Below are 21,495 nucleotides of genomic sequence, written 5' to 3'. Positions count from 1 at the left end.
TGCCCGGGGTGATCGGGCTGACCGGGCTTTAGCCGAGGCCGGTCGGGCCCCGGGCGACCACCGTGCGGAAGTCGTACGATGGCCGCCCGGTCAAGCGCGCCAGTCCCAGCCGCATCCCCGCTTTCCGGTCCCGGGAACGGTTCTGACCCCCGGCTCACGCCAGATTCCCAGGTCGCCGTCCACCCCTGTAATCAACTCCGTTTGCTTCATTGACATCTCCCTCAGAAGTCCTAGCGTTGGGAGCGCTCCCATAACAGCCTTGCAACTGGAAGGAGTCCCCCCACATGCGCAACCAGAGTCCGTTAACCGGGCGTTCGCGGTCATCGCTCCGCCGGCCTCTCCAGGCGCTCGTCATGCTGTTCGCCCTGGTGGTCGGCGCGCTCACCTGGTCGACCCCCGCCCAGGCCCACGGCACCGTCGTCGACCCCGCCACCCGCGCCTACCAATGCTGGAAGACGTGGGGCAGCAACCACACGAACCCGGCCATGCAGACCCAAGACCCCATGTGCTGGCAGGCCTTCCAGGCCAACGCCGACACCATGTGGAACTGGATGAGCGCCCTCCGCGACGGCCTCGGCGGCCAGTTCCAGGCGCGGACCCCCGACGGGACGCTCTGCAGCAACAACCTCTCCAGGAACGCCAGCCTGAACAAGCCCGGGCCGTGGAAGACCACCAACGTCAGCAGCAATTTCTCGGTCCACCTGTACGACCAGGCGTCCCACGGTGCCGACTACTTCAAGGTCTACGTGAGCAAGCAGGGCTTCGACCCCAAGACCCAGACCCTGGGCTGGAGCAACCTCGACTTCATCACGCAGACCGGCCGCTACGCCCCCGCGAAGGACATCACGTTCCCCGTCCGGACCTCCGGCTACAGCGGACACCACATCCTGTTCGTGATCTGGCAGGCCTCACACCTCGACCAGACCTACATGTGGTGCAGCGACGTGAACTTCGGCTGAGCCGAGGAGCATCGCACACGGCACCCGCCTGTGCCGGGCGCCGGTAACGCGCCATCCGCCCGACCGAGCTCCGTCGGGGCAGGGGACCCATACGGTCACCCCGCCCCGACGGAGCTTCCCGCGCTCGTAGGCGTGCTGCTCTGACACCTCCGGCGGAGGCGCCGGTGCTGGTGCCCCTGATTGCCACCGCGTCCTCGACGAAAGGCGTCGTCGTGCCTGTCGACTCGGGGTTCGGGTACACGGTGCGTGCACGTGACCTTTGGTGGGCCAAGGAGAGGAAGTCGGACAGTGGCGGTCAAAGCAATGGGGTGGGCGCACTCGTTTCCCATGTCCGAAGGAGTCCGCGTCGGCCGGGAGTGGACACGAAGCCGGCTCGAGTCCCTGCCTTGGACCGCCGACGAACCGGACACGGTGGACGCCATCGTGCTGGCGGTGTCCGAACTGATCACCAATGCGCACATCCACGCCCACAGCGACGCACATCTGGTCCTCACATGGGACGGCGACTGTCTTCAGGTGAGCGTCCACGACGATGATCCGTCGCTGCCACAGCAGCGCGAACCGGAGCCGGGTGCGGTCTCCGGTCGAGGGGTCTCCATCGTGCGCACGCTCGCCGACGATTGGGCGACGAAGTGCCAACGCCACGGCAAGACCGTGACAGCGTGCTTCCGCCCCGGCTCCCCCGCGGCCGCCGCCGACCGTGAGGACAGCCACAGTTGAGTCCGCTCACCGGTGACGCCGGCTGTGGCTGGTCCGGCACAAGACCTGTAACGGCCGCCGTCTGGCCGACCAGAGTCAGGGCCAGATGTGCTTCAGGGTGAATTCAGGCGTCGCATAGGGGCCGGCCTGAGGTGCCGAGGGATCGACGGGAACGTCCGCGTCGGTTACGCGCGCGGCATAAGCCTCGGCGTTGTCGACAGGTGTGTAAGGCAGCACTGACTCGTCAGGGAGTTCCCAGAACCGTCGGGAGTTGGCGGAGACCGCATACACCGTGGCGAAGCGGGTGGACTGCGGGGCGGTTAGTGCCGCCCGGACATACCCTACGGCGTCACGCGGGCTGAGCCAGGTCGCCAGGTGGCGAGGTTCTGTGGGCGCGTCCTCGAAGCTGCCGATGCGCAGGCATATGACCGAGAGGTCGAACTTGTCCGCGTACAGCTGGCCCAGGGCCTCAACAGCTACCTTGCTCACCCCGTACAGGCCGTCCGGCCGCGCAGGCTCCAGCGGACCTGTGCGATGGGCAGTGGGATAGAACCCCGTGACGCGGTTGCTGCTGGCCAGCACCACACGCCGGCTTCCCACCCGCCGCGCTGCTTCCAGCACATGATGGGTGCCCAACACATTCGCTTGCAGGAGATCGGTCAGAGGCGCCTCATCCGGCACTCCGCCCAGGTGAAGCACCGAATCCACACCGGCCAGTGCCGACTCCACCGCTGCCGCGTCACGCAGGTCGACGAGGCGCACCTCTTCCGTTGCCGTCTCCGCCCGGAGCGGAACACGGTCCAACAGGACCAGCCGGTCCACATCGCCTCTCAGAGCCACCCGGACCACAGACCCGATGGTGCCCGCCGCGCCGGTGACCGCCACCGTTCCCAGATCCACTACGCCCCCGCATGCTCGACAAGGTCCCGATTCTGCCAGCCATCTCCTCCTCCGGGTTTCGAATCCGGATCTCGGAGCACCGCACGATCAGCACATGTGGACGCGTGGGGGGCTGCTCCGGGCCTGGGGCATGCCCCGGTATCGTCCGCCCGACAGCCCGGTCCGCGGATCAGCGGTCCGCACGAGGAGGAGCCAGCGCCATGACCGATGGCCCGCAGGGAACCGAGTCGGCTCACGGAGCCGCATCGCGGGTGCAGGAGGCCGATCGGGGCCGGACGCGCGACACGGTGCGCCTGGCTGTGGTCGTCGGCGCGCTCGGCGTTGTCTTCGGCGACATCGGCACCAGCCCGATCTACACCCTCCAGACCGTGTTCAACCCGGCCGACCCGCATCCCGTCCCGGTCAGCACGGACAACGTGTACGGGGTGGTATCGCTGGTGTTCTGGTCGGTGATGATCATCGTCACGGTCACCTACATCCTGCTCGCGATGCGCGCCGACAACGACGGCGAGGGCGGCATCATGGCGCTCATCACCCTGGTGCGACGGTGGAGTTCGCAGCGCGGCGGCAAGGCGGCCGCCGCTCTGGCCGCGCTCGGCATCTTCGGCGCGTCGCTCTTCTTCGGCGACAGCATGATCACCCCGGCGATCTCTGTGCTCTCCGCGGTCGAAGGGCTCAAGGTCGTCGAACCGTCCCTGGGGGACGCGGTCGTGCCGATCACCGCGGTGATCATCGTGACCCTCTTCCTCGTGCAGCGCAGAGGAACCGCGGCGGTGGGGCGGGTGTTCGGACCGGTCATGATCCTGTGGTTCCTGGCCATCGGCGCCTGCGGCGTCGTCGGCATCAGCGACCACCCGGACATCCTCAAGTCGCTGTCCCCCACGTACGCGTTGGGCTTCCTGTTCGGCCACTGGGGCACCGCATTCTTCGCCCTGGCCGCGATCGTCCTCGCGGTGACCGGCGCGGAGGCGCTCTACGCCGACATGGGCCACTTCGGCCGCCGGGCGATCACCCGGGGGTGGCTGTTCCTCGTCCTGCCCGCCTGCGTCCTCAGCTACATGGGGCAGGGCGCGCTGATCCTCGACGATCCGGACAACATCAGCAGCCCGTTCTTCCTGCTCGTGCCCGACTGGGGACGCTGGCCGATGGTCCTGCTCGCGACGGCGGCGACCGTGATCGCCTCCCAGGCGGTGATCACCGGCGCCTACTCGGTCGCCTCCCAGGCCGCCCGGCTCGGCTATCTGCCGAGGCTTCGCATCGCGCACACCTCCGAGTCGACCATCGGCCAGATCTACGTGCCCTGGATCAACTGGCTGCTGATGTTCTCGGTCCTCACCCTGGTCTTCGCCTTCCGCAGCTCCGCGGAGCTGGCCTACGCCTTCGGCATGGCGGTCACCGGAACCATGACCATCACCACCCTGCTGTTCCTCTACGTCGCCCGACTCAAGTGGGGCACGCCCACGTGGCTGCTGGCCGTCGGCGGGGGCCTGCTCCTGTTGGTGGACCTGCTGTTCGTGGCCGCCAACATGACCAAGCTCGTGCACGGCGCCTGGCTGCCGCTGCTCATCGGCCTCACCGCGTTCACCGTCATGACGACCTGGCAGCGCGGCCGCGAGATCGTCACCGCGCAACGAGCGCGCGCCGAAGGAGCACTGCCCGAGTTCGTCGACGACCTCCGCAGCGGCAAGGCCGCCACGCGCCAGGTCCCCGGCACGGCCGTGTTCCTGAACCGGGACAAGGCGACCGCCCCCCTCGCCATGCGGGCCAACGTCGAGCACAACCACGTGCGGCACGAGCAGGTCGTGATCCTCTCCCTGACCACGGAACCGATCCCCCGGATCCCGGCCGACGAGCGGATCGTCGTGGACGACCTCGGCTACACCGACGACGGGATCGTCCACGTCACCGCCCGCTTCGGTTACATGGAGACACCGGACGTGCCCGGCACGCTGGCCATGCTGTCGCCGGACGAGACCGAGGGGCGGTTGCAGCTCGACGACGCCTCCTACTTCCTGTCGAAGATCGAGCTTCGGCGTGGAAAGGAACGGACGATGGCGCCCTGGCGCAAGCGGCTGTTCATCGCCACGTCCTACATCACGGCCGACGCCGCCGAGCACTTCAGCCTGCCCCGGGACCGCACGGTCATCATGGGCTCGCACATCGAGGTGTAGATGTGCGATGAGGGGAGGCCTGGCCGTGCATCGACTGCCTCACCGTTCGCACATCGGCACCGACTGCCCGTGGAAAGTGCACGTCCTTGTGGAGGCTTCCGACATCTCTGCGACCTGAGTCCGGCCTGGCTTCCCCGTACCCGTCCGGTCGCCCAGAGCCCTGAACGCCAACGCCGTTCACGCGATGCACCGCCCGCAACAGCGGGGTCGGCCTCCGTGTAGGGATAGACTCGCCCGCTGGGGATCCGTCCGCCCGTACCTGGGCGGTCGGCCGTTGGCCTGAAGGGTGAAGGAGTCCGAGCGTGGATACCCCACATGTGGTGGGCGGAACCGGCCCGGTAACGCGTGGGGAGGTGGCGTTGGAGGTGAGTCCGTTGCCCGGCGGTCGTTCTGGGATACGTGCTCGTGGCGAGATCAGCGCCCTTACACGTTCGTCCTGGGAACAGGCCCTTGCGGAGTTGGCCCGGCGGCACGCGGGCGTGTCGTACTTGGAGCTGTCGGATGTGGCGTTCGTCGACGTGGCCGGAGTGAGCGCGCTGGCGGTCACCGCCATGAACCTGCCGGACGGACGGGTCGTGGTGGAACATCCGCCGCCGCAGTTGCCTCGGGTTCTGGAGCTGTTCTGGCCGGGTCTGGACCGGATCGAGGTGGCTCTGTGATGAGCACGGTGACCACCGACGAGGCGTTCGTACACCCTGCCCTGTTCTACCGCACCGCTGACGAGTACACGCGGCAGACGGTGTCGTTCCTGCGCGAAGGGCTGGACAAGGGCGAGCCGTTGGCCGTCGCGGTGCCCGGTCCCAACCTCGAACTGATCAGGAACGGGCTGGGCGCGGATGCCGAGGACATTTTGTTCCTGGACATGACCGAGGCCGGCCGCAATCCCGGGCGGATCATCCCCAAGGTGCTGCGCGGATTCGCCGACGCGCACCCGCAGGGCCGGGTACGCATCATCGGTGAACCGATCTGGGCCGGGCGCAGCGCGGTGGAGTACCCGGCGTGCGCGCAGCACGAGGCTCTGATCAACGCCGCCTTCGAGGGCAGGGCGGTGACGATCCTGTGCCCGTACGACGAGGTGCGGCTGGATGAGCAGGTGATCGCCGATGCCCGCGTCACGCACCCCACCCTCATCGACGGCGAGGGCCGTGAGTGGGCCAGCGACGTCTACGACTGGCAGGCGCTCGTCTCCCGCTACAACCAGGAGCTGCCGACGGTGCCGGACGCCGCGGTCTTCTCCTACGGCGAGGAGGACCTTCCGGCAGTCCGCCGTTTCGCTCTGGACCAGGCCACGCGGCTGGGTCTGACCGGTGAGCGGCTGATGGACGCGGAGCTGGCGGTCGCGGAACTCACGACCAACAGCGTGGTGCACGGCGGGGGCCATGGCACGCTCGCGGTCTGGGCCGAGCAGGATCAGCTCGTGATCGAGGTCCGCGATACGGGCCGCCTGACCGACCCGCTGGCCGGCCGCCGCCCGCCGGAGCGTGGGCAGGTGGGTGGCCGGGGCCTGATTCTGGTCAACTACGTGTCCGACCTGGTGCGCGTGCACACCAGGGACGACGGTACGACGGTGCGCTTCTACCTCGGCCTGTAACAGCATGCGTGGGCGGCCTGCCCTGTCCGGGCGGCCGCCCGCCCAGCCTGCGTTCAGGCGGCACTGATCGACGAGTCATGGCGAAGCAGCCCGGACAGAGGCGTTCTCTCTGGCTCTCGACCTTCGGTACGCACTCGCCGAGCGTGGCGAAGACCTGGCCGAGGCAGCATGCACCGAGGCATGCTCCGGCGCCCTCCACGTGACCATCCGGCGTGCCGGCGACCACGTGATCTGGAGCGAGTGGCGCAACCCCGACGAGCTCGGCGTCGGCCTGCCTGGGTTCTGGTTCGATGCACAGGGATACCAGGCAGAGGTCGAGCGAGCGGTTACGGACGGACCACAGCTGGGAACGGCCGACGCCTGTCGCGCACCCGAAACCCGAAACTCCAGCAAGACACAGCAATGAGCTGCGCGGCCGGCACTCTGCCAGGCCACGCAGCTCACGCCAACGCCCACGGATGCGACGGGGCACGCCAGAGGGGGGCGGACACCACGCCACCTCCGCGGAGGCCCCGCTTTGCCGGGCGGTGTCAGTTGTTGGTGAGCATGCCCTCGCGGAGCTGGGTCAGGGTGCGTGAGAGCAGCCGGGAGACATGCATCTGGGAGACGCCGAGGCGCTCGCCGATCTGCGCCTGGGTCGCTTCCTCGACGAACCTCCAGTGCAGGATCTTGCGCGACCGCTCATCGAGACCGGCGATCATCGGAGCCAGTGCGTGGAAGTCCTCCACCAGCTCCAGCGCGCCGTCCTCGTTGCCGATGAAGTCGGCCAGGGCCGTCTCGCCGTCCTCGCTGTTGTTGATGGCCGCGTCCAGGGAGGAGGAGCGATAGCCGTTGGAGGCCAGCCGCGCCTCGATGACCTCTGCCTCCTCCAGGTTCATCAGCTGGGCCAGCTCCGCCACGGTCGGCGTACGGCCCAGGCGGCTGCTCAGCTCCTCGGTGGCACGCGCCAGTTGGACGCGGGCCTCCTGGAGGCGGCGGGGGACGTGCACGGCCCACGTGGTGTCACGGAAGAAGCGCTTGATCTCGCCCACGATGTAGGGGATCGAGAAGGAGGTGAACTCCACCTCGCGGGAGAGTTCGAACCGGTCGATGGCCTTGATCAGACCGATCACCCCGACCTGGACGATGTCCTCCATCTCCTCCGCGTCCCGGCTGCGGAACCGCGAGGCCGCGTAGCGAACCAGGGAGATGTTCATCTCGATCAAGGTGTTGCGCGCGTACTGGTACTCCGGCGTGCCCTCCTCGAGCCGGGCGAGCTGCTGGAAGAACACGCGGGTCAGCTCACGCGCGTCCTTGGGAGCGACCTTGGACGGGTCGGTCACCTCCGGCAGTGCATCGCAGTGCGCATCCGTCTTCGCTGCCGTACCCGTGATCATGTGTCCCTCCCCTGTCGGCTCCTGCCGACTCCGGCCTTTTCAGCTCACCGCTGGCGCGTCTACCCCCTCGCCCCGCGGTCATGCCTACGACTTTTCGGCCCGCGCCACTCTCACCTCTCCCCCGCGCCGCACCTCGCCTCGCCGCCCCGCCGCATCTCGCCTCGCCGCCCCGCCGCATCTCGCCTCGCTGCCGCGCCGCATCTCGCCTCGCCGCCGCGCCAGAACCCCGCTCGCCCGTGGTCAGGCCGGCTGCTGAACCGCGCCGGACGGGGTAACAGGATTCCGGCAAGGTTTTCCCGCATGATTGCCAGCAAGGTTTCCCGAGCAAGAAAGCGATGCCTGATCCCATGGCGCAGACTCGAGACGTCGTTGAACTCATTCTCCAGGACCACCGGAAGATGGAGGAACTCTTTCGTCAGATGCGCAGCGTCGAAGCCGACCGGGCCGCCGCCCTCCGGGAATTCTCCGATCTGCTGATCGCGCACGCACAGGCGGAAGAGGCCAAGGTCTATCCCGCCCTCAGGCGCTACAAGAACATCGACGACGAAGAGGTGGAACACGGCGAGGAGGAGCACGAGGAGGGCAACAAGGCGCTTCTGGAACTCCTGGAGGTCGACGAGGTCGGCTCCGAGGAGTGGGACGAGAAGCTGGAAGAGCTCGTGCAGGCCGTCACCCACCACGCCGACGAGGAAGAGCGCACCATTCTCAACGGAGCGCGCGAGAACGTGGCCATGGAGCGCCGGGAGGAGCTGGGCGAGGCGTTCGCCGAAGAACGCGCACGTCAGCTGAAGGAAGGCTGCGGTGACGTCGACAATGTGCGACGCATCGTCGCCTCCTGACGGCGCCCCGTCGCCGGGCTCTCGCCCCTCGCGTGGGCGACTCCCGGGAAGTCGGTAGCTGACCGCACCGTCTTTCCGGGCGGATGTTTTCCAGGACATACCTGTGGGCCCCCGATGCATTCGGGGGCCCACAGGCATGTTCGCCGCTTGGAAGCGGATTACCAGCGATACCAGCGTCCCTTGCGGCCACCTGTGTCCGCGGAACGCATCACGAAGCCGAGCAGCCAGACGACCAGGACGACGACGGCGATCCACCACAGTGCCTTCAATGCGAAACCCGCACCGAAGAGAATCAGAGCCAGCAGAAGAACGAGAAGCAGGGGAACCATAGTTATCAACCTCCGTCGCTCCTCATGCCCCGTGAATACGGGAACACGCGGTCGATTTTCATGGTTTCTTCACGGCGCATCCGGGAACTGACATTAGTTTCCCCTCAGCACCCACCTCATCGCCACCCGGCGGGCTTGTCGTGCTCTCGCGCGGTCGGACCGTTCGGCAGCCTTGAGGGCTGCGCGCGCCCCATGACCCCGGGCAAGCGAGGTCGGGGCGGTCACCTCCCGCGGTGCCGTCGCGGCACCGCGCGCATCGCCTCCCGCGGTCGCCTACGCGCGCAGCAGCCGTCCGGTGAGCTCCCGGTACTCCCGCAGCGCGAGCCGCAACTCCATGGACTGGCCCTCGGGGTCGAGGTCCGCCCACCCCTCGCGCAGCGCCCGCCGCCGCTCCGCGAGGGCTTCCACCAGCTGGGCGGTGGCCGCGTCGAACGCGCCCTCGGCCTCCTCCAGCGCCTCGCGCGGGCTGTCCGCGAAGGAGTTGACGGCATGCCCGAGGCGGCGCGCGATCTCCTCCCGCCCGTCCGAGGGGAGCAGCGGCTCCGGGCCCGTGGAGCGGCGTTCGTCCGGAGCCGAGGGCCGGTCCGCGGGCTGCTGGGCGCGTGTCTGGTCGTACATCGTCGTATGTACCGCTTTCCTGGGGAAGGGAACACCGTCCGAAGACGCCGTTCGTCTTCTCGACGGTCTGCTGCGGGCTCGGGAGAGCCGGTCTGTCCTTGCCGGCCCCGCGCCGTTGTGCCAGTCAACTTCCGGCGGCGGTGGGTGTCAACGCGCCGACGGCCGGGGGCGCGCCCGCCGGAGGGCGCCGACCAGCGGTGTCCGGCCGTTCACCGGCGCGAGGAGTAGGGTGGAGAGAACGCGGGTGTGTCGTGCCAGGCGATCAGGCCGTCATCAGCACACCACCCGCCCCATGGGCAGCCCGTGACCCCGGCCGCACTTCCGTCAGAGCGGCCTCACCGAGGTCAGGAGCCCCGTCCATGTCACCCAGCCCGGTCGCGCCTCTCACAGCGCCCCCGACGGACACCGCCGTGCCGCCCCAGCGCTACGACGGCACCTCCCCCTTCCCCGCGGACGCCTCGCCCCCCGCCCGTACCGGCGCCGACCGCGTGTACGTGTCCGTGACCGCGATGATCGTCGTCCTGCCCTTCGTCGCCGTCGGCCTCGCCGGCTGGCTGCTGTGGGGGCGCCTGATCCACCCCACCGACATCGTGCTCGCCGCGGTCCTCTACACGATCACGGGTCTCGGTGTCACGGTCGGCTTCCACCGCGGGCTCACCCACGGTGGTTACCGGGCCGTCCGCCCCGTGAGGATCGCGCTGGCCGTGGCCGGTTCGATGAGCTTCCAGGGCGATGTCATCGGCTGGGTCGCCACCCACCGCCGCCACCACGCCTTCACCGACCGGCCCGGTGACCCGCACTCGCCGTACCGCTACGGCACGCATCTGGGCGGGCAGTTGCGCGGGTTGCTGCACGCCCATGTCGGCTGGCTGTTCCGCAACGAGCGCACACCCGCCGACCGGTACGCCCCCGACCTGCTCGCCGACCGGGACATCAGGGCCGTCGCCCGCGCCTTCCCGGCCCTGTGCGTCCTCACCCTCGCCGTGCCCTTCGGGCTCGGCTGGGCCATCGGTGGTAGCTGGCTGTACGGCGTGACCGCCCTGCTGTGGGCGGGACTTGTCCGCATCGCCCTGCTCCACCACGTCACCTGGAGCGTCAACTCCCTGTGTCATCTGATCGGTGACCGTCCGTTCCGCACCCGGCGCCACGACCGCGCCACCAATCTGTGGCCGTTGGCGCTGCTCTCCTTCGGTGAGAGCTGGCACAACCTTCATCACGCCGACCCCACCAGCGCCCGGCACGGCGTCGACCGCGGTCAGATCGACCCGTCGGCGGCCGTCATCCGCCTCCTCGAACGCCTCGGCTGGGTGCACGACGTGCGCTGGCCGACGCCGGAGCGGGTCGCGGCCCGCCGTCGCGCCTGACGTCAACGGCCCACTCACGCACGGCAGTCGACAGGAGCCCGGCCCATGACCACACTGCAACCCCCGCCTCCCCCGCACCCCGTCCTGCGTCTGCGCCTGGCGCCCCGCGCCGACCTGCCCCGGCCACTCGACGGGGCGTGGTGGCCGCGCTCCTACGACCTCCTCGCCGAACTCCCGCGCCTGCTGGCCGGGTTGCCACGGGAATGGGGCCATGTCAGCAGTGTCACGGTCAACGGGGCGACGTGGGCCGCGTCGCCCGGCCGGATCCTCGTGTCCAACCAGGTCGTACGGCTGCACAGGAACCCGGCGGTGGCCGCTCCGCACACCGTCGTCCTGCTCGCCCCCGGCCAGGGACGCTGGGACCTGCTCGTCGTCCCCCCGGACACCGGCGAGCAGGCCGCGCAATCGCTCATGACGGCCGCGGCGGGCACCGCCGCAGGAGACTGACCATGGGTACCGGCCGCGCCTCCCCGCGGGTGACCCCGCTCCCGCCGGACGCCGTCCACCGGACCGTGAAGCCCGGTACGGCCGTCGTGCGGCTGGAGACGACGCCTGACCGGCAGGGCGTTCTGGACGGCGCGTGGTGGCCGCGCTCGCGTGACATCGCGGCCGAGCTTCCCGCCCTGATCAGCGCGCTGACCGAGCTGCTGGGCCCGATCACGCGGGTCGGCCTGGACGCAAGCGCCTGGGAGGAGCTGCCGACGCGGGTGGTCCTCGGCGAGCACGTCGTCCGTGTCGACTCCTTCCCGGTCGGTGACAACACGGTCCTGATCACACGGGCCGATCAGGACCACTTCTCCCTCCTCGTGGTCCCACCGCACACCACCCCCGGGGCGGCACGCGCCGCGATGGCAGCAGCGGTACGCGTCGACAACGCCGTCCAGGCCACGCAGATCCTCATCGACACCGGCACTCGGACGGACACCAGGGCATGAGCGTCGGTCAGCCGCGGCCGTCCCCGGAACTTTCCGGTGCCGGTGGGGGGATGTCCGCGGTGTCGAATTCGCCCGTGACGATCTGCGCGGCGAACTCCGCCAGCCGCAGGCGACGGCTGCGGGCGTAGGAGCGGAACGCGGCGAAGGCGTCGTCGACGGAGGTGTCCCAGCGCTCCGCCAGCACGCCCTTGGCCTGTTCGATCAGGATGCGGCTGCTCAGCGCGGTCTCCAGCTGGCTGTTCTCGACGTGCGACTGCTCCAGCGTGCGCTGCTGGAGGATCGCGATGGTGGCCACGTCGGCGAGGGCGCGGGCGAGCGCGATGTCGTCGTCGCCGAGGCGGTGCGCCCCGGTCTGGAAGAGGTTGAGCGCGCCGACGACCCGATTGCGCAGGCGCAGCGGGATGGCGTGGGTGGCCACGTACCCGGTCTCGCGGGCGCGCGCGGCGAAGCGCGGCCAGGCCATGGTCGTCTCCGGGCGCGTCAGGTCGATGTTGGTGCGGGGATTGCCGGTGCGGTAGCACTCGACGCACGGGCCCTGGGCGTGCTGGAGCGCGAACAACTCCAGCAGCCGGGTGTGCTCGTCCGACGCGGCGATGATCTGGAGTTCGCCGTGCGCGTCCGCGAGCAGGATGCCGGCCGCCGACACGTCGAGCAGCTCGACGCAGCGCGTGGACAGCCGTTGCAGTAGGTCGATGACGTCGAAGTCGTCGACGAGGGAATCCGCGACCTCCACGAAGATCTCGGCCAGACGTCGTTCGCGGGCCATGCCGATCATCCCTTTCGTCCGTCGGGCGAATTAGGCCCGCTTCCATCGTCGTCGAAGTCGTCGGTGAAGTCGCCGATGAGGTCGCCGGCGCGGTCATCGCGGAATCGGAGTCTTCGGGCGACCACGTCCTGGGCCACTTCACCGAGAGGGCGTGCGCTGCCGTAGGCGTGCGCCCGCAGGCGCAGCAGCGCTTCCTGCATGGACACGCCGAGCTGGACGCTGATCATGCCGGTGGCCTGGTGCACGGCCGGGCGGTGCAACCCCGACGGCGGTTCTGAGACACCCCCCGAACCATTGCCGTCGCGTCGCAGTTCCCCGCCCAGGAGTGCGCCGGTCAGCGCTGCCGCCAGGGCGCCGGCGTCCGCGTGCTGCTGCCCGCCCATCCGCTGCTCCCTGGCGCACAGCACGGTCAGTACGCCGACCCGGATGGCGCCGATGCCGAGCGGGAAGCAGCAGACACCATGCACACCCAGCTTCACCGCGGCAGGCAGCAGCGCGGGCCAGCGCTCGGGGCGCACCCGCTCCAGGTCCGGCTCCAGCACGGGCGAGCCGGTGCGGACCGTCTCCGGGCCCGGGCCCTCGCCCAGCGTGAACTGGAGCTCCTCGAACCGCGCGCTCACCCCGGGGTGACACCACAGTGGTTCCGGCGTCCGCTCGGCGCCGACGAGCAGGGTCAGCGCGACGCCCTCGGCGCCGAGGGCCCTTGCCCAGGCCGACGACGAGTCACCGGGCCCGTCGAGGTGCAGCCGGCGCAGCACCTCGGACATGCCATCGCTGATCACAAGGGCCGAGTCTGCCACGGGCCGGGCTGCGAGCCGCGCGGCGCGGAACGACCGGCCCTCATGTGAGGCGGGCCGGCGTCGTGCGGCCCACGGGCATGCCCTGCCAGGCGTGCCGGGGGCCGACGTACCGGAGAAGGCGGGCCTTCGGGCCGCGGGACCGAAACGGCAGGGGCGTGCCCGGGTGGACCTGGATGACGCGCGCCCAGCCCCGGCGACGGCATTCACGCCGCGTCGCGCGCAGGCGATTCAGGACGCCGTCACGCCGGGCGGCCTCCTGGTCGTGCGCCGAGGCCTGCGCAGTCATCATGTCCAGCTCACCGTCGGTGGGGATCGCGCGGGAGCCGTCGAAGAGAGCGGCGGGGTGCGGGCTCATCTGCGCTCATCTCCTCCAGGGAGTGGCTTCAGCTGTGCGCAGGGCCTCTGTTGCGCGGACGGTGCTGCACGGAGAGGGCCGATGTCACGGGCCGCCGTGTACCCAGCGTACTGCCGTACACACACGGAGGGTGATGCGGGCGGGGGACGGTTGACGTGCCAGACGTACGTCGGCGCGCAACCGGTCAGCGGCGTGCGAGCTGACGCTCGCCCCCGACTCCCGGCCGGTACGCCAGTTCGTAATGCCGGAAGATCTCCTCCTCCTGCTCGGCCGGCAGCACGTCGTCCGTCCCGATCGACGGGGCCTTGCGCACCTGTCCCCTGTCGTAGGAGACCTTGACGTAGTCGGGCCCGAGGACCGCGTCGTCGAGGGGCACGAAGACCAGGCGGTGGCGGGTGGGCAGCCCGGTGCGGACGGTGGCCATGGCCGGTTCGTCGGTGACCGTGTCCACGTACACCGCTTCGAGCAGGCCGATCTTGCGCTGCTTCGGGTCGACCACGTCATGGTCGCGCCACTCACGGATGTCGGCTGCACGGATCATGGCCGCTCCCTGTCGTCGTATGACCGAAACATCCTGCCGTCGCCGGTGCTTCCCCCGGGCTGTACGACTGACCCGATGGGGCTGTGTCGAAACGCGTGGGTGGGAGCCGTTCGTCCGCCGGCCGTAGGGCCCTTCGGGCCTCTTTCATCGCCCACCTCCGTGCGACGACACCCGAGCCGCGAGGCCCGCCGCGCGCCGCCACGCGCGGGATCGCGTACGCCCCGGACTGCCACAGCGAATCTCCGGCTTTACCGCCCATCGGCGCCTCGTCAAAGGCTGTCCCCAGAAGCTCCGCCGGTCAGAACTCTCGCTGCCCCGCCGGTAGTTGGCGTCGCGCGCTGTGCTGGTATCGGGGCATGGACAACCACCGGCGCATGTTGATCATCGCCTACGACGGCGCGCAGATTCTCGACGTGGCCTGTCCCAGCGGCGCGTTGGACATCGCCAACCGGTACGGCGCCGAGCCGCCGTACTCCATCGAGTTGGGGACCCTGGGACGTCGGGCCGCCCGTAGCTCGGCGGGGATTCTGATGGGAGCGGGGCAGGGGCTGGAGATGGTCGCGGGGCATCTGGACACCCTGTTGGTGGTGGGCGGTATCGGCTGTGAGAGCGCGGCGTCGGACGAGCGGCTCCTGGGTCAGGTGCGTCGGCTGGCCGGACTCAGTCGACGGGTGGCCTCGGTCTGCACCGGCGCCTATGTGCTCGCCGCGGCCGGCCTGCTGGACCACCGGCGGGTGACGACCCATTGGGGGTGGGGGGAACGACTCGCCGAGCGTCACCCCACCGTGGCCGTGGATGTCGCTCCTGTCTACATACGCGACGGAAACGTCTACACCTCGGCCGGTGTGACCAGTGCGCTCGACCTGACGCTGGCGCTGATCGAGGACGACCACGGGCCGACGCTGGCTCGTGCCGTTGCCCGGGAACTCGTCACGTACCTGCACCGGCCGGCCGATCAGGCGCAGATCTCCTTGTTCCTGGCCGCTCCACCGCCTGAGGACCGGTTGGTGCGGGACCTGGTGGGCCATATCGCCGGCCATCTGGCCGAGGACCTCACGCCGGCCGCTCTGGCAGCTCGGGCGGGAGTCAGCCCTCGGCACCTGACGCGCCTGTTCACCGCGCACCTCGGAACGACTCCTGCACGAGCCGTGCGTGGGGCTCGTACCGAAGCAGCGGCACATCTGGTGCGGTCCAGCGGACTGTCCATGGCGGCGATCGCCCGTCGCTGCGGTTTCGGGTCCGCGGAGACGCTGCGGCAGGCGTTCCTCGACCATTACGGGGTCACGGGGGACAGGATTCGCAGGATGCCGGACATGCCCGCCGCGCGCATCGCGCCGAGGCAGAAGACTCCCGGGCCATGACGCATGCGACGACACGCAGAAACGTCCTTCGGGGAACCGTGGCCACGGCCGCCCTCGCCGCCACGGCCGCGCCCCCGACCGGGGCTCAGGCCGTTCCGCGGGGCGGTGCGGGACCGAACATCGGAATCCTGCTGTACGACGGCTACAGCCTGCTGGACCCGACCGGACCGGCCGAGGTGCTGTCCCGGCTACCGGACGCGACCGTGACGATGATCGCCGAGCGGCGCGGCGCGGTCCGCACCGACACGGCAGACGTGGCCGTGGTCGCCGACAAGTCCATCAGTGAGGTGGACCATCTCGATGTCCTGCTCGTGCCGGGCGCGGGCAACCGCGGCACCGTCGCAGCCATGAACAACGATGTGCTCCTGCGCTGGATCCGCCGGATCCACCGGCACAGCCAGTGGACGACCTCCGTGTGCACGGGCAGCATCATCCTCGCCGCGGCCGGGTTGCTGGACGGCAGGCAGGCGACGACCTACTGGGCTTCCGCCGAGTATCTCCAGTCCACGTTCGACGTGACGTACCTGCCGCGGCGCTACGTACGCTCGGGGAAGATCATCACTGCGGCCGGCGTGTCGGCGGGGGTGGACATGGCCCTGTATCTCGCCTCCCTCATCGCGGATGACGACACGGCAGCAGCGATCCAACTCGCCGTGGAGTACGACCCCCAGCCCCCCTTCCACTCCGGCAACGCCGCAGACGCCAGTCCCCAACTCAAGGCGAAGGCACTTCAGTTGCTCGCCGCCTCGCAGGTGTAGCCGAAGTGGGAGCCGCGGAGCGCGGACAGACCGCTCGCTGAAGTCGGCCGGGCCACGACCTGGGTCGGTTACGGCCACCTCCCTGGTCGGGGTGACGCCGTGTGGCCGCGCCAGGTGTCACCCCGACGTCGCGGGCGGGGGGTCGGCCGCGCGTGGCGCCTGTTGATCTACCTCCATACCGGGTAGACGGGTCGGCATGGCTGAAGTGGTACAGGCTGGACTGTGGGGGCTGGTGGCGGGCTCGGCGCTGCTGCTCGGTGCCGCGCTGGGGTACGGGTTGCGGGTGCCGCAGAAGGTGATCGCGACCGTGATGGCCTTCGGTGCCGGAGTGCTGCTGTCGGCGGTCTCCTTCGAACTGGTCGGGGAGGCGTACGACCAGGCAGGGCTCACCCCGGCGGTCATCGGCACGCTCATCGGCGCCCTGGCCTACACCGCGGGCAACGTATGGCTGGCCCGCCGGGGCGCACGGCACCGCAAGCGCTCCGGTCACGCGCGGGCGACGGCACAACCCTCGGAGGCCCAGCAGGGCGGTTCCGGGATGGCCCTCGCGCTCGGCGCCTTGCTCGACGGCGTGCCGGAGTCCGCGGTGATCGGCGTGAGCCTGCTCGACGGGGGCGCGGTCAGCCTGGTGACCGTGGCCGCGGTGTTCATCAGCAACGTGCCCGAGGGGCTGTCCAGTTCGGCCGGGATGAAGCAGGCCGGTCGCACCAAGGGGTACGTCTTCGGCGTCTGGGCCGCGATCGCCGCCGCCAGCACCGTGTCGGCCGTCCTCGGTTACACCGTGGTCGGCTCCCTCTCCCCCGCCATGATCGCCGCGGTGACAGCCGTCGCGGCCGGCGCGATCCTCGCCATGGTCGCCGACACGATGATCCCCGAGGCATTCGAAGATGCCCACCTGGCCATCGGGCTGATCACCGTGAGCGGCTTCCTGGTCTCCTTCGCCCTCTCTCACACGTGACCGGCCCGGTGTGACTCCGGGAGCCTGCCCAGGAACGGGAAGCCGCGAGCCGCCACGCCCAGCGCGTACCTGGCCACCAGCTCGTCCCGGGCATGTGCGTGATGCCGTTGGGCTTGGTGGCTGTGGGGCCCCGGGGGCGTCTCGGTGGCGTGCTCGCAGCTTTCGGTCCGCGGGGACGGTTATTGAGGCACGGACGGGATCGCCGCGGCATCAGTGTTCGGCCCGACGTCTTTGATGCGGGTCGGGGTTCCGTCCGGGGTGAACGGGTCGCGGAAGGTGAAGGCGTGCGGCGCCGAGCCATGGTCCTGAAGGTGCTCCAGCCTGGACACTCCGTCCCGCCAGGTGGGTATCACGCCGTCGGGGACCCACCAGGACGCATAATTCGGGTGACCTGTCCTCTCGAACCAGTCGTAACGCCTGGTCAGCGCCTCACGGTGCAGACCGCTGTAGACGGCCTCGAAGGCGGGGCGCAGGTCGGTCCAGAGTGAGAGGGTCGCGGCCAGGGCGGTGGTTTCCGGCGTACGGCCCTTGTCGTACCAGTTCGGTACGGCGAACTCCCCCCATGCACCCCAGTCCGCCTCGAAGAGCACGCCCCGGTCACCGCCGGCCGTTTCTGCATGTGCGAGGTATCCGGGGTGCTGACTGACCTTCCGGTAGACGGCCTCACCGATGGCGTAGAACTCGCGCGTGAGATCTGCGGGGTCGGCGAGCGGTGACTTCAGGACGCCGAATGTGTACAGAGCAAGTTGAGGCATGCGTCGCTCCTTGGGTGGGGCTGCCTGACGTGGATGGGCCCGGCTCGGTGGCTTGCGCAGGGGGCGGGGCCCGTTGGGCGTGACCCGTCGCGACCGACTGGGCCTGAACGAACTCCCTTGCGGCCGTGGACAACCGCCGAAGGCCAGATGAAGGTAACCGCCTCTGAGAGCCCTGTCGAAGTTGCAATTCACCTGTGTACGTGGCTTCTTGGACAGGTCCGTTGAGGTCGACTCACCCCCCGCCCGCCTGCCGCACCGGGCGACGGCAGGGCGTCCGCCTGGTCCCAGCCGTTGACCAGTTGGCAGACGGCCTGGGTCACTTGGCCCAGCGCGGCCTGCTCGTGCTGCGCCTGCGCCGCGGCCTGGAAGCCGTACAAGGGGGGACATCGGTGTCAGCATGCTGACAGGGGCGGCGGGCGGGCCTACAGCATCGTGACACCCCTCCTGACCGGAATCCGCCGTTCAGGAGGGGTCAGCGACTGTTGACCAGGCTGCGCCCCGAGTGGAGGCAGCCCGTCAGTCCGGGCATCGAGGTGGAGCCTGTCATGCGCCGCTGTCGGGAATCCGGTACTCGTTCACACCAGGTCCGTGTCGTCAGCGGAAGCGAGAGCTGGAGACCGGGCCCGTGGACGTCAGCGCCGCCCGGTCGCCCCGCAGCCAGGTGTCGCGGACGGCGGACACGAAGTCGGTGAGCTTGTCGACCGGATCGGCGGGCGTCGCGCCGTCCCCGTCGTCGGCAGTGGGGTCGGCGGCCAGGATGTCCGCGGCGATCTCCTCCTCCGGCCTGCTGTCGGGCGCGCCACGTTCCGCGAGGCCGTCCTCTCCGGCGCGCAACTGCCCTTCCCAGGGCGCCGTCGCCGACTGGTGCAGCAGGGTGATGGTGTCGGCGGTGACCACCGGTGGGTCGGTCCAGTTGCTCGCGTGTTCGTGCAGGATCTGGCCCGGCGTCCGTTCGTAGAGCCGGCCGAGGATCTCGGGGCCCTGTTCGGCGCCGGCCACCTCGTTCAGGTCGTACGCGATGACGACCGTGTCCTCGCGGTCGGGCGCGAAGGGCTTCGCGGGCAGTTCCAGCACCCGGGCCGCCGCGAGGCCGAGGATGCGGCTGCCCCGGTCGGGGAGCAGGGATACCGACGTGGGATGCGCCCCGGCGGCGCCGAGAACCGCCTTCAGCCTCAGTAGTCCGCGCAGGCACTGGCCGTGGGTGTCCTGGAGCCAGGCGAACCGGCCGGTCATCCCCGCGTCGAACCCATAGGGGGACAGGGTGGTGAGCACGGTGCCGCCGATGACGTACTGCCAGCCCCGCAGATCGCCGGCGTCCAGCGGGGTCAACGGTTCGGCCCCGGCCGCCCTCTCCAGCATCGCGCGCTGACGGGTCTGCGCGGGCAGCCACATCTCGTCCTGTGGATCGGGCAGTCGTGCGTGATGACGGCGGGCCAGGGCGAGGTCACCGGCCATCACGGCGTTGAAGACCAGCAGGTAGCGGTCCGGCCAGTCGACGAGGGTGCTCTCGCGTGCGGTCAGTATGTCGACGGCATCGCGGTGCCGTCCCTCGCGTTCGTAGGCCGAGACCAGTTCCCGCAGGATCCCCGCGGAGTCCGGCGCCTGCCGCAGCGCCTCGCGCAGCGCGGGTATCGCCAGATAGGGCACGCCCCGCTCGATGCACGCGTACCCGAAGTCGTAGAGCGCGCGGGCCTTTGCGGGGCGGGCGGTCAGCGCGTCGGCGGCGGTGCTCAGGTCGTCAAAGCCGGCGCTCCTGGCGGCCCGGGCGGTCACGAGCGCGAGTTCATCGATCGGCAGGTCGTCGGTGCCGTTCCGCAACCGGCGCAACGCACCCGGGATGTCACCCTCGTCCAAGGCCTGCCAGGCATCGAGGAGTTCGGGGGTCCGGGGGCGGCGATTCCTGCGCGAGAACATGCCGAGGATCTTCTCCGAAGATCACCGCCCCCTCAACCGCATTATTCGGCGGCCGAGTTCGATGAGCTGCGATCGCGGCTCGTGCCCTCATCATTCCCAGGTGCCGACTGCGCCGGCGTTACGGCCGAGCCCTTCTGTCGCACCCTTCGCAGACGGGCGCAGCCGACGAGTCGTGGACATGGGACGGCCTTGACGGGGAATTCGGACAGCGAAGCGAACAGTGACAAGCAGAGCGGTCCATTCGGTCCGCGCAAGCGACAACTGGGAGTGTCCAATGACGAGTTACGGCGGGTCTTCTGCTGCGCCTGCGGGTTCGCGCGCCAATGGGCTGGCTATCGCCAGCCTGTGCTGCGGAGTCATCGGGCTGTTCATCCTGAACATCATTCTGGGCCCCTTGGCCATCATTTTCGGTGCTGTCGCCCGCCGCCAGGCCGGGGTGAAGGCGGGCGGCGGAATGGCGAAGGCCGGAATCATCCTCGGTATCGTCGACATCGTCCTGTGGGTCGTGCTCCTCATCGTCGCCGCCAACAACGGTGGATTCAGTTGGTACGTGGGCGGCTGACCGCTCTGACGCGACGAACCCAGCGGTCGGCGCTCTCACCGGCCGAGTGCGGGGCGGCCTCCAACGCGAGTCATCGTCACGGCGGTTGTGTGTGCGGGCGTGTGAACCGGCAGGCGGTGCACGCGTCACGGTCGCACCCGAGGGAAGCTCGACCGACGGTGCCGCCGCCGCCTTCGAACGTGGCCCGGCTGCCGGGATGCCTGGGCCGGGCCCAGTTTCTGAACACGCCGATGCCGTCTCTCCCATGGTCCAGCGGGAGAGACGGCATCGGCGTGTGGGAACGGATGAGCAGCGCGCGGTCATTCTCGGCGGCGCTCGCCCCACCACGGCAGGATCGGAGGCAGGTCGCTGAGCCCGCGGGCTGGGCGCTTCGGCATCGGCGATTCCCCGTCGTCCCCGTCCCAGCGGCGTGCGTATTGGTCCGGGAGGTTGCCCCAGCCCCAATAGGGAACCGGGCGGTCGGGCACCTCGCCGAGTTCCTCGAGGGGATCGATACGCTGCTCCCCCACCGTGCACACGTGGGCCCAGTCGTCGCCCATGTCGAAGACATAGGCGAACTGCTCGCCGGCCTGCAGCCTGCTCAGCTTGGTGGCATGGCCATCCACGGTGCCGTCCGGGGCCTCGTCGTCCCACCAGTCGAGGGGGCTGACCCGGGCGCCGTCGGCCAACGTGAACAGGTGCAGGTGCGCCAGGTCCCAGCGGCCGAAGGCGAGATCGATGGCCGTGGCGAGCTGAGCGAAGGAGTGCGAGCGCGCGGCGGCGAAGACGCGGCCGGGGCGAGGCCACAGGTCTGCACCGTGCCCGGAGACCAACTCCACCCGGATGGACAGCCAGGTACGTGCCACGATCACCACTCCTTCATGCGCCAGGTCCCCCGGCGAGCACCGAAGTTACTGAATGTGGCTGCCGGTTGGGGCATCGAACCGGCCGTACGTGGGGATTTT

Annotated in this window: 24 protein-coding genes; 13 read left to right on the top strand and 11 right to left on the bottom strand. The window is 69.7% G+C overall.

Annotated elements, in window-relative coordinates; translation table 11 throughout:
• Positions 1-284: 284 nt before the first annotated feature.
• Together ACZ56U_RS05290 and ACZ56U_RS05285 are read left to right on the top strand one after the other, a co-directional pair.
• Entirely contained in the window at positions 285-959 is a 675-nt protein-coding gene (locus tag ACZ56U_RS05290) for a lytic polysaccharide monooxygenase auxiliary activity family 9 protein (RefSeq protein WP_469082679.1), read from the top strand.
• A gap of 288 nt (positions 960-1,247) precedes the next feature.
• Positions 1,248-1,679 carry an ATP-binding protein gene (locus ACZ56U_RS05285; RefSeq protein ID WP_469082678.1) on the top strand — a complete coding sequence of 144 codons (432 nt, stop codon included), beginning with the start codon at positions 1,248-1,250 and terminating at the stop codon, positions 1,677-1,679.
• A gap of 75 nt (positions 1,680-1,754) precedes the next feature.
• Here the strand turns inward: ACZ56U_RS05285 and ACZ56U_RS05280 are convergent, their stop codons facing one another.
• On the bottom strand, positions 1,755-2,558 hold the full coding sequence (locus ACZ56U_RS05280; RefSeq protein WP_469082677.1) for an NAD-dependent epimerase/dehydratase family protein: 804 nt from the start codon (positions 2,556-2,558) through the stop codon (positions 1,755-1,757).
• A gap of 200 nt (positions 2,559-2,758) precedes the next feature.
• Here ACZ56U_RS05280 and ACZ56U_RS05275 point away from each other — a divergent pair, with 200 nt between their 5' ends.
• The 3 genes from ACZ56U_RS05275 to ACZ56U_RS05265 all read left to right on the top strand — a co-directional run bounded on the left by ACZ56U_RS05275 (position 2,759) and on the right by ACZ56U_RS05265 (position 6,320).
• Entirely contained in the window at positions 2,759-4,729 is a 1,971-nt protein-coding gene (locus ACZ56U_RS05275) for a potassium transporter Kup (protein WP_469082676.1), read from the top strand.
• Between the two features lie 302 nt (positions 4,730-5,031).
• Positions 5,032-5,388 carry an STAS domain-containing protein gene (locus ACZ56U_RS05270; RefSeq protein WP_469082675.1) on the top strand — a complete coding sequence of 119 codons (357 nt, stop codon included), beginning with the start codon at positions 5,032-5,034 and terminating at the stop codon, positions 5,386-5,388.
• The gene (locus tag ACZ56U_RS05265; protein WP_469082674.1) at positions 5,388-6,320 is read left to right on the top strand and encodes an anti-sigma factor RsbA family regulatory protein; all 933 of its coding nucleotides are present in this window, start codon (positions 5,388-5,390) and stop codon (positions 6,318-6,320) included. Before ACZ56U_RS05270 ends, ACZ56U_RS05265 begins: the two co-directional genes overlap by 1 nt.
• Before the next feature lie 530 nt (positions 6,321-6,850).
• Here ACZ56U_RS05265 and ACZ56U_RS05260 read toward each other — a convergent pair.
• On the bottom strand, positions 6,851-7,696 hold the full coding sequence (locus ACZ56U_RS05260) for an RNA polymerase sigma factor SigF (RefSeq protein ID WP_469082673.1): 846 nt from the start codon (positions 7,694-7,696) through the stop codon (positions 6,851-6,853).
• 347 nt (positions 7,697-8,043) lie between these two features.
• Between ACZ56U_RS05260 and ACZ56U_RS05255 the strand changes: the two genes are divergently transcribed.
• Positions 8,044-8,535, top strand: a complete 492-nt coding sequence (locus ACZ56U_RS05255; protein WP_469082672.1) for a hemerythrin domain-containing protein — start codon at positions 8,044-8,046, stop codon at positions 8,533-8,535.
• Between the two features lie 158 nt (positions 8,536-8,693).
• On the opposite strand, the gene ACZ56U_RS05250 is transcribed toward ACZ56U_RS05255, so the two are convergent.
• Together ACZ56U_RS05250 and ACZ56U_RS05245 are read right to left on the bottom strand one after the other, a co-directional pair.
• Positions 8,694-8,864 (bottom strand): DUF5670 family protein, encoded by a 171-nt coding sequence (locus ACZ56U_RS05250; protein WP_307031245.1) that lies wholly within the window; start codon positions 8,862-8,864, stop codon positions 8,694-8,696.
• A gap of 273 nt (positions 8,865-9,137) precedes the next feature.
• Positions 9,138-9,482 (bottom strand): hypothetical protein, encoded by a 345-nt coding sequence (locus tag ACZ56U_RS05245; RefSeq protein WP_469082671.1) that lies wholly within the window; start codon positions 9,480-9,482, stop codon positions 9,138-9,140.
• A 359-nt stretch (positions 9,483-9,841) separates the two neighbouring features.
• Between ACZ56U_RS05245 and ACZ56U_RS05240 the strand changes: the two genes are divergently transcribed.
• From ACZ56U_RS05240 to ACZ56U_RS05230, 3 genes are read left to right on the top strand one after another with little or no spacing between them, the layout of a single operon-like run.
• Entirely contained in the window at positions 9,842-10,846 is a 1,005-nt protein-coding gene (locus ACZ56U_RS05240) for an acyl-CoA desaturase (RefSeq protein ID WP_469082670.1), read from the top strand.
• Between the two features lie 45 nt (positions 10,847-10,891).
• Positions 10,892-11,293: a DUF5994 family protein gene (locus tag ACZ56U_RS05235; RefSeq protein WP_469082669.1), complete on the top strand. Its 402-nt coding sequence runs from the start codon at positions 10,892-10,894 to the stop codon at positions 11,291-11,293.
• A 2-nt stretch (positions 11,294-11,295) separates the two neighbouring features.
• Positions 11,296-11,781 (top strand): DUF5994 family protein, encoded by a 486-nt coding sequence (locus ACZ56U_RS05230; RefSeq protein WP_469082668.1) that lies wholly within the window; start codon positions 11,296-11,298, stop codon positions 11,779-11,781.
• A 7-nt stretch (positions 11,782-11,788) separates the two neighbouring features.
• Here ACZ56U_RS05230 and ACZ56U_RS05225 read toward each other — a convergent pair whose 3' ends face one another.
• From ACZ56U_RS05225 to ACZ56U_RS05210, 4 genes are all read right to left on the bottom strand, one after another.
• Positions 11,789-12,556, bottom strand: coding sequence for an ANTAR domain-containing protein (locus ACZ56U_RS05225; protein ID WP_469082667.1), 768 nt, complete (start codon positions 12,554-12,556; stop codon positions 11,789-11,791).
• Positions 12,553-13,329 (bottom strand): ANTAR domain-containing protein, encoded by a 777-nt coding sequence (locus ACZ56U_RS05220; protein ID WP_469082666.1) that lies wholly within the window; start codon positions 13,327-13,329, stop codon positions 12,553-12,555. The genes ACZ56U_RS05225 and ACZ56U_RS05220 overlap by 4 nt, the downstream gene beginning before the upstream one ends.
• 58 nt (positions 13,330-13,387) lie before the next feature.
• Positions 13,388-13,702 carry a hypothetical protein gene (locus tag ACZ56U_RS05215; RefSeq protein WP_469082665.1) on the bottom strand — a complete coding sequence of 105 codons (315 nt, stop codon included), beginning with the start codon at positions 13,700-13,702 and terminating at the stop codon, positions 13,388-13,390.
• Positions 13,703-13,886: 184 nt separating this feature from the next.
• Positions 13,887-14,243, bottom strand: coding sequence for a PRC-barrel domain-containing protein (locus tag ACZ56U_RS05210; RefSeq protein WP_469082664.1), 357 nt, complete (start codon positions 14,241-14,243; stop codon positions 13,887-13,889).
• 374 nt (positions 14,244-14,617) lie between these two features.
• On the opposite strand from ACZ56U_RS05210, the gene ACZ56U_RS05205 reads away from it, so the two are divergent.
• The 3 genes from ACZ56U_RS05205 (at position 14,618) to ACZ56U_RS05195 (ending at position 17,320) form a co-directional block, all read left to right on the top strand.
• Positions 14,618-15,604 (top strand): GlxA family transcriptional regulator, encoded by a 987-nt coding sequence (locus ACZ56U_RS05205; RefSeq protein WP_469082851.1) that lies wholly within the window; start codon positions 14,618-14,620, stop codon positions 15,602-15,604.
• Positions 15,601-16,362, top strand: a complete 762-nt coding sequence (locus ACZ56U_RS05200) for a DJ-1/PfpI family protein (RefSeq protein ID WP_469082663.1) — start codon at positions 15,601-15,603, stop codon at positions 16,360-16,362. Before ACZ56U_RS05205 ends, ACZ56U_RS05200 begins: the two co-directional genes overlap by 4 nt.
• 196 nt (positions 16,363-16,558) lie before the next feature.
• Positions 16,559-17,320: a ZIP family metal transporter gene (locus tag ACZ56U_RS05195; protein ID WP_469082662.1), complete on the top strand. Its 762-nt coding sequence runs from the start codon at positions 16,559-16,561 to the stop codon at positions 17,318-17,320.
• Between the two features lie 179 nt (positions 17,321-17,499).
• Here ACZ56U_RS05195 and ACZ56U_RS05190 read toward each other — a convergent pair whose 3' ends face one another.
• Complete coding sequence (locus tag ACZ56U_RS05190) at positions 17,500-18,075, bottom strand: DUF3291 domain-containing protein (protein ID WP_469082661.1); 576 nt, start codon at positions 18,073-18,075, stop codon at positions 17,500-17,502.
• 594 nt (positions 18,076-18,669) lie between these two features.
• Positions 18,670-19,989 (bottom strand): tetratricopeptide repeat protein, encoded by a 1,320-nt coding sequence (locus ACZ56U_RS05185; protein WP_469082660.1) that lies wholly within the window; start codon positions 19,987-19,989, stop codon positions 18,670-18,672.
• A gap of 274 nt (positions 19,990-20,263) precedes the next feature.
• Here ACZ56U_RS05185 and ACZ56U_RS05180 point away from each other — a divergent pair, with 274 nt between their 5' ends.
• Positions 20,264-20,551, top strand: coding sequence for a DUF4190 domain-containing protein (locus ACZ56U_RS05180; RefSeq protein WP_469082659.1), 288 nt, complete (start codon positions 20,264-20,266; stop codon positions 20,549-20,551).
• Between the two features lie 299 nt (positions 20,552-20,850).
• On the opposite strand, the gene ACZ56U_RS05175 is transcribed toward ACZ56U_RS05180, so the two are convergent.
• On the bottom strand, positions 20,851-21,396 hold the full coding sequence (locus ACZ56U_RS05175) for an IS1096 element passenger TnpR family protein (RefSeq protein WP_469082658.1): 546 nt from the start codon (positions 21,394-21,396) through the stop codon (positions 20,851-20,853).
• Positions 21,397-21,495: the final 99 nt, after the last annotated feature.

The organism is Streptomyces sp. NPDC034103, assembly GCF_055575395.1.
The sequence above is the reverse complement of the archived record's forward strand: the minus strand, read 5'-3'. Positions and strand labels throughout refer to the sequence as shown.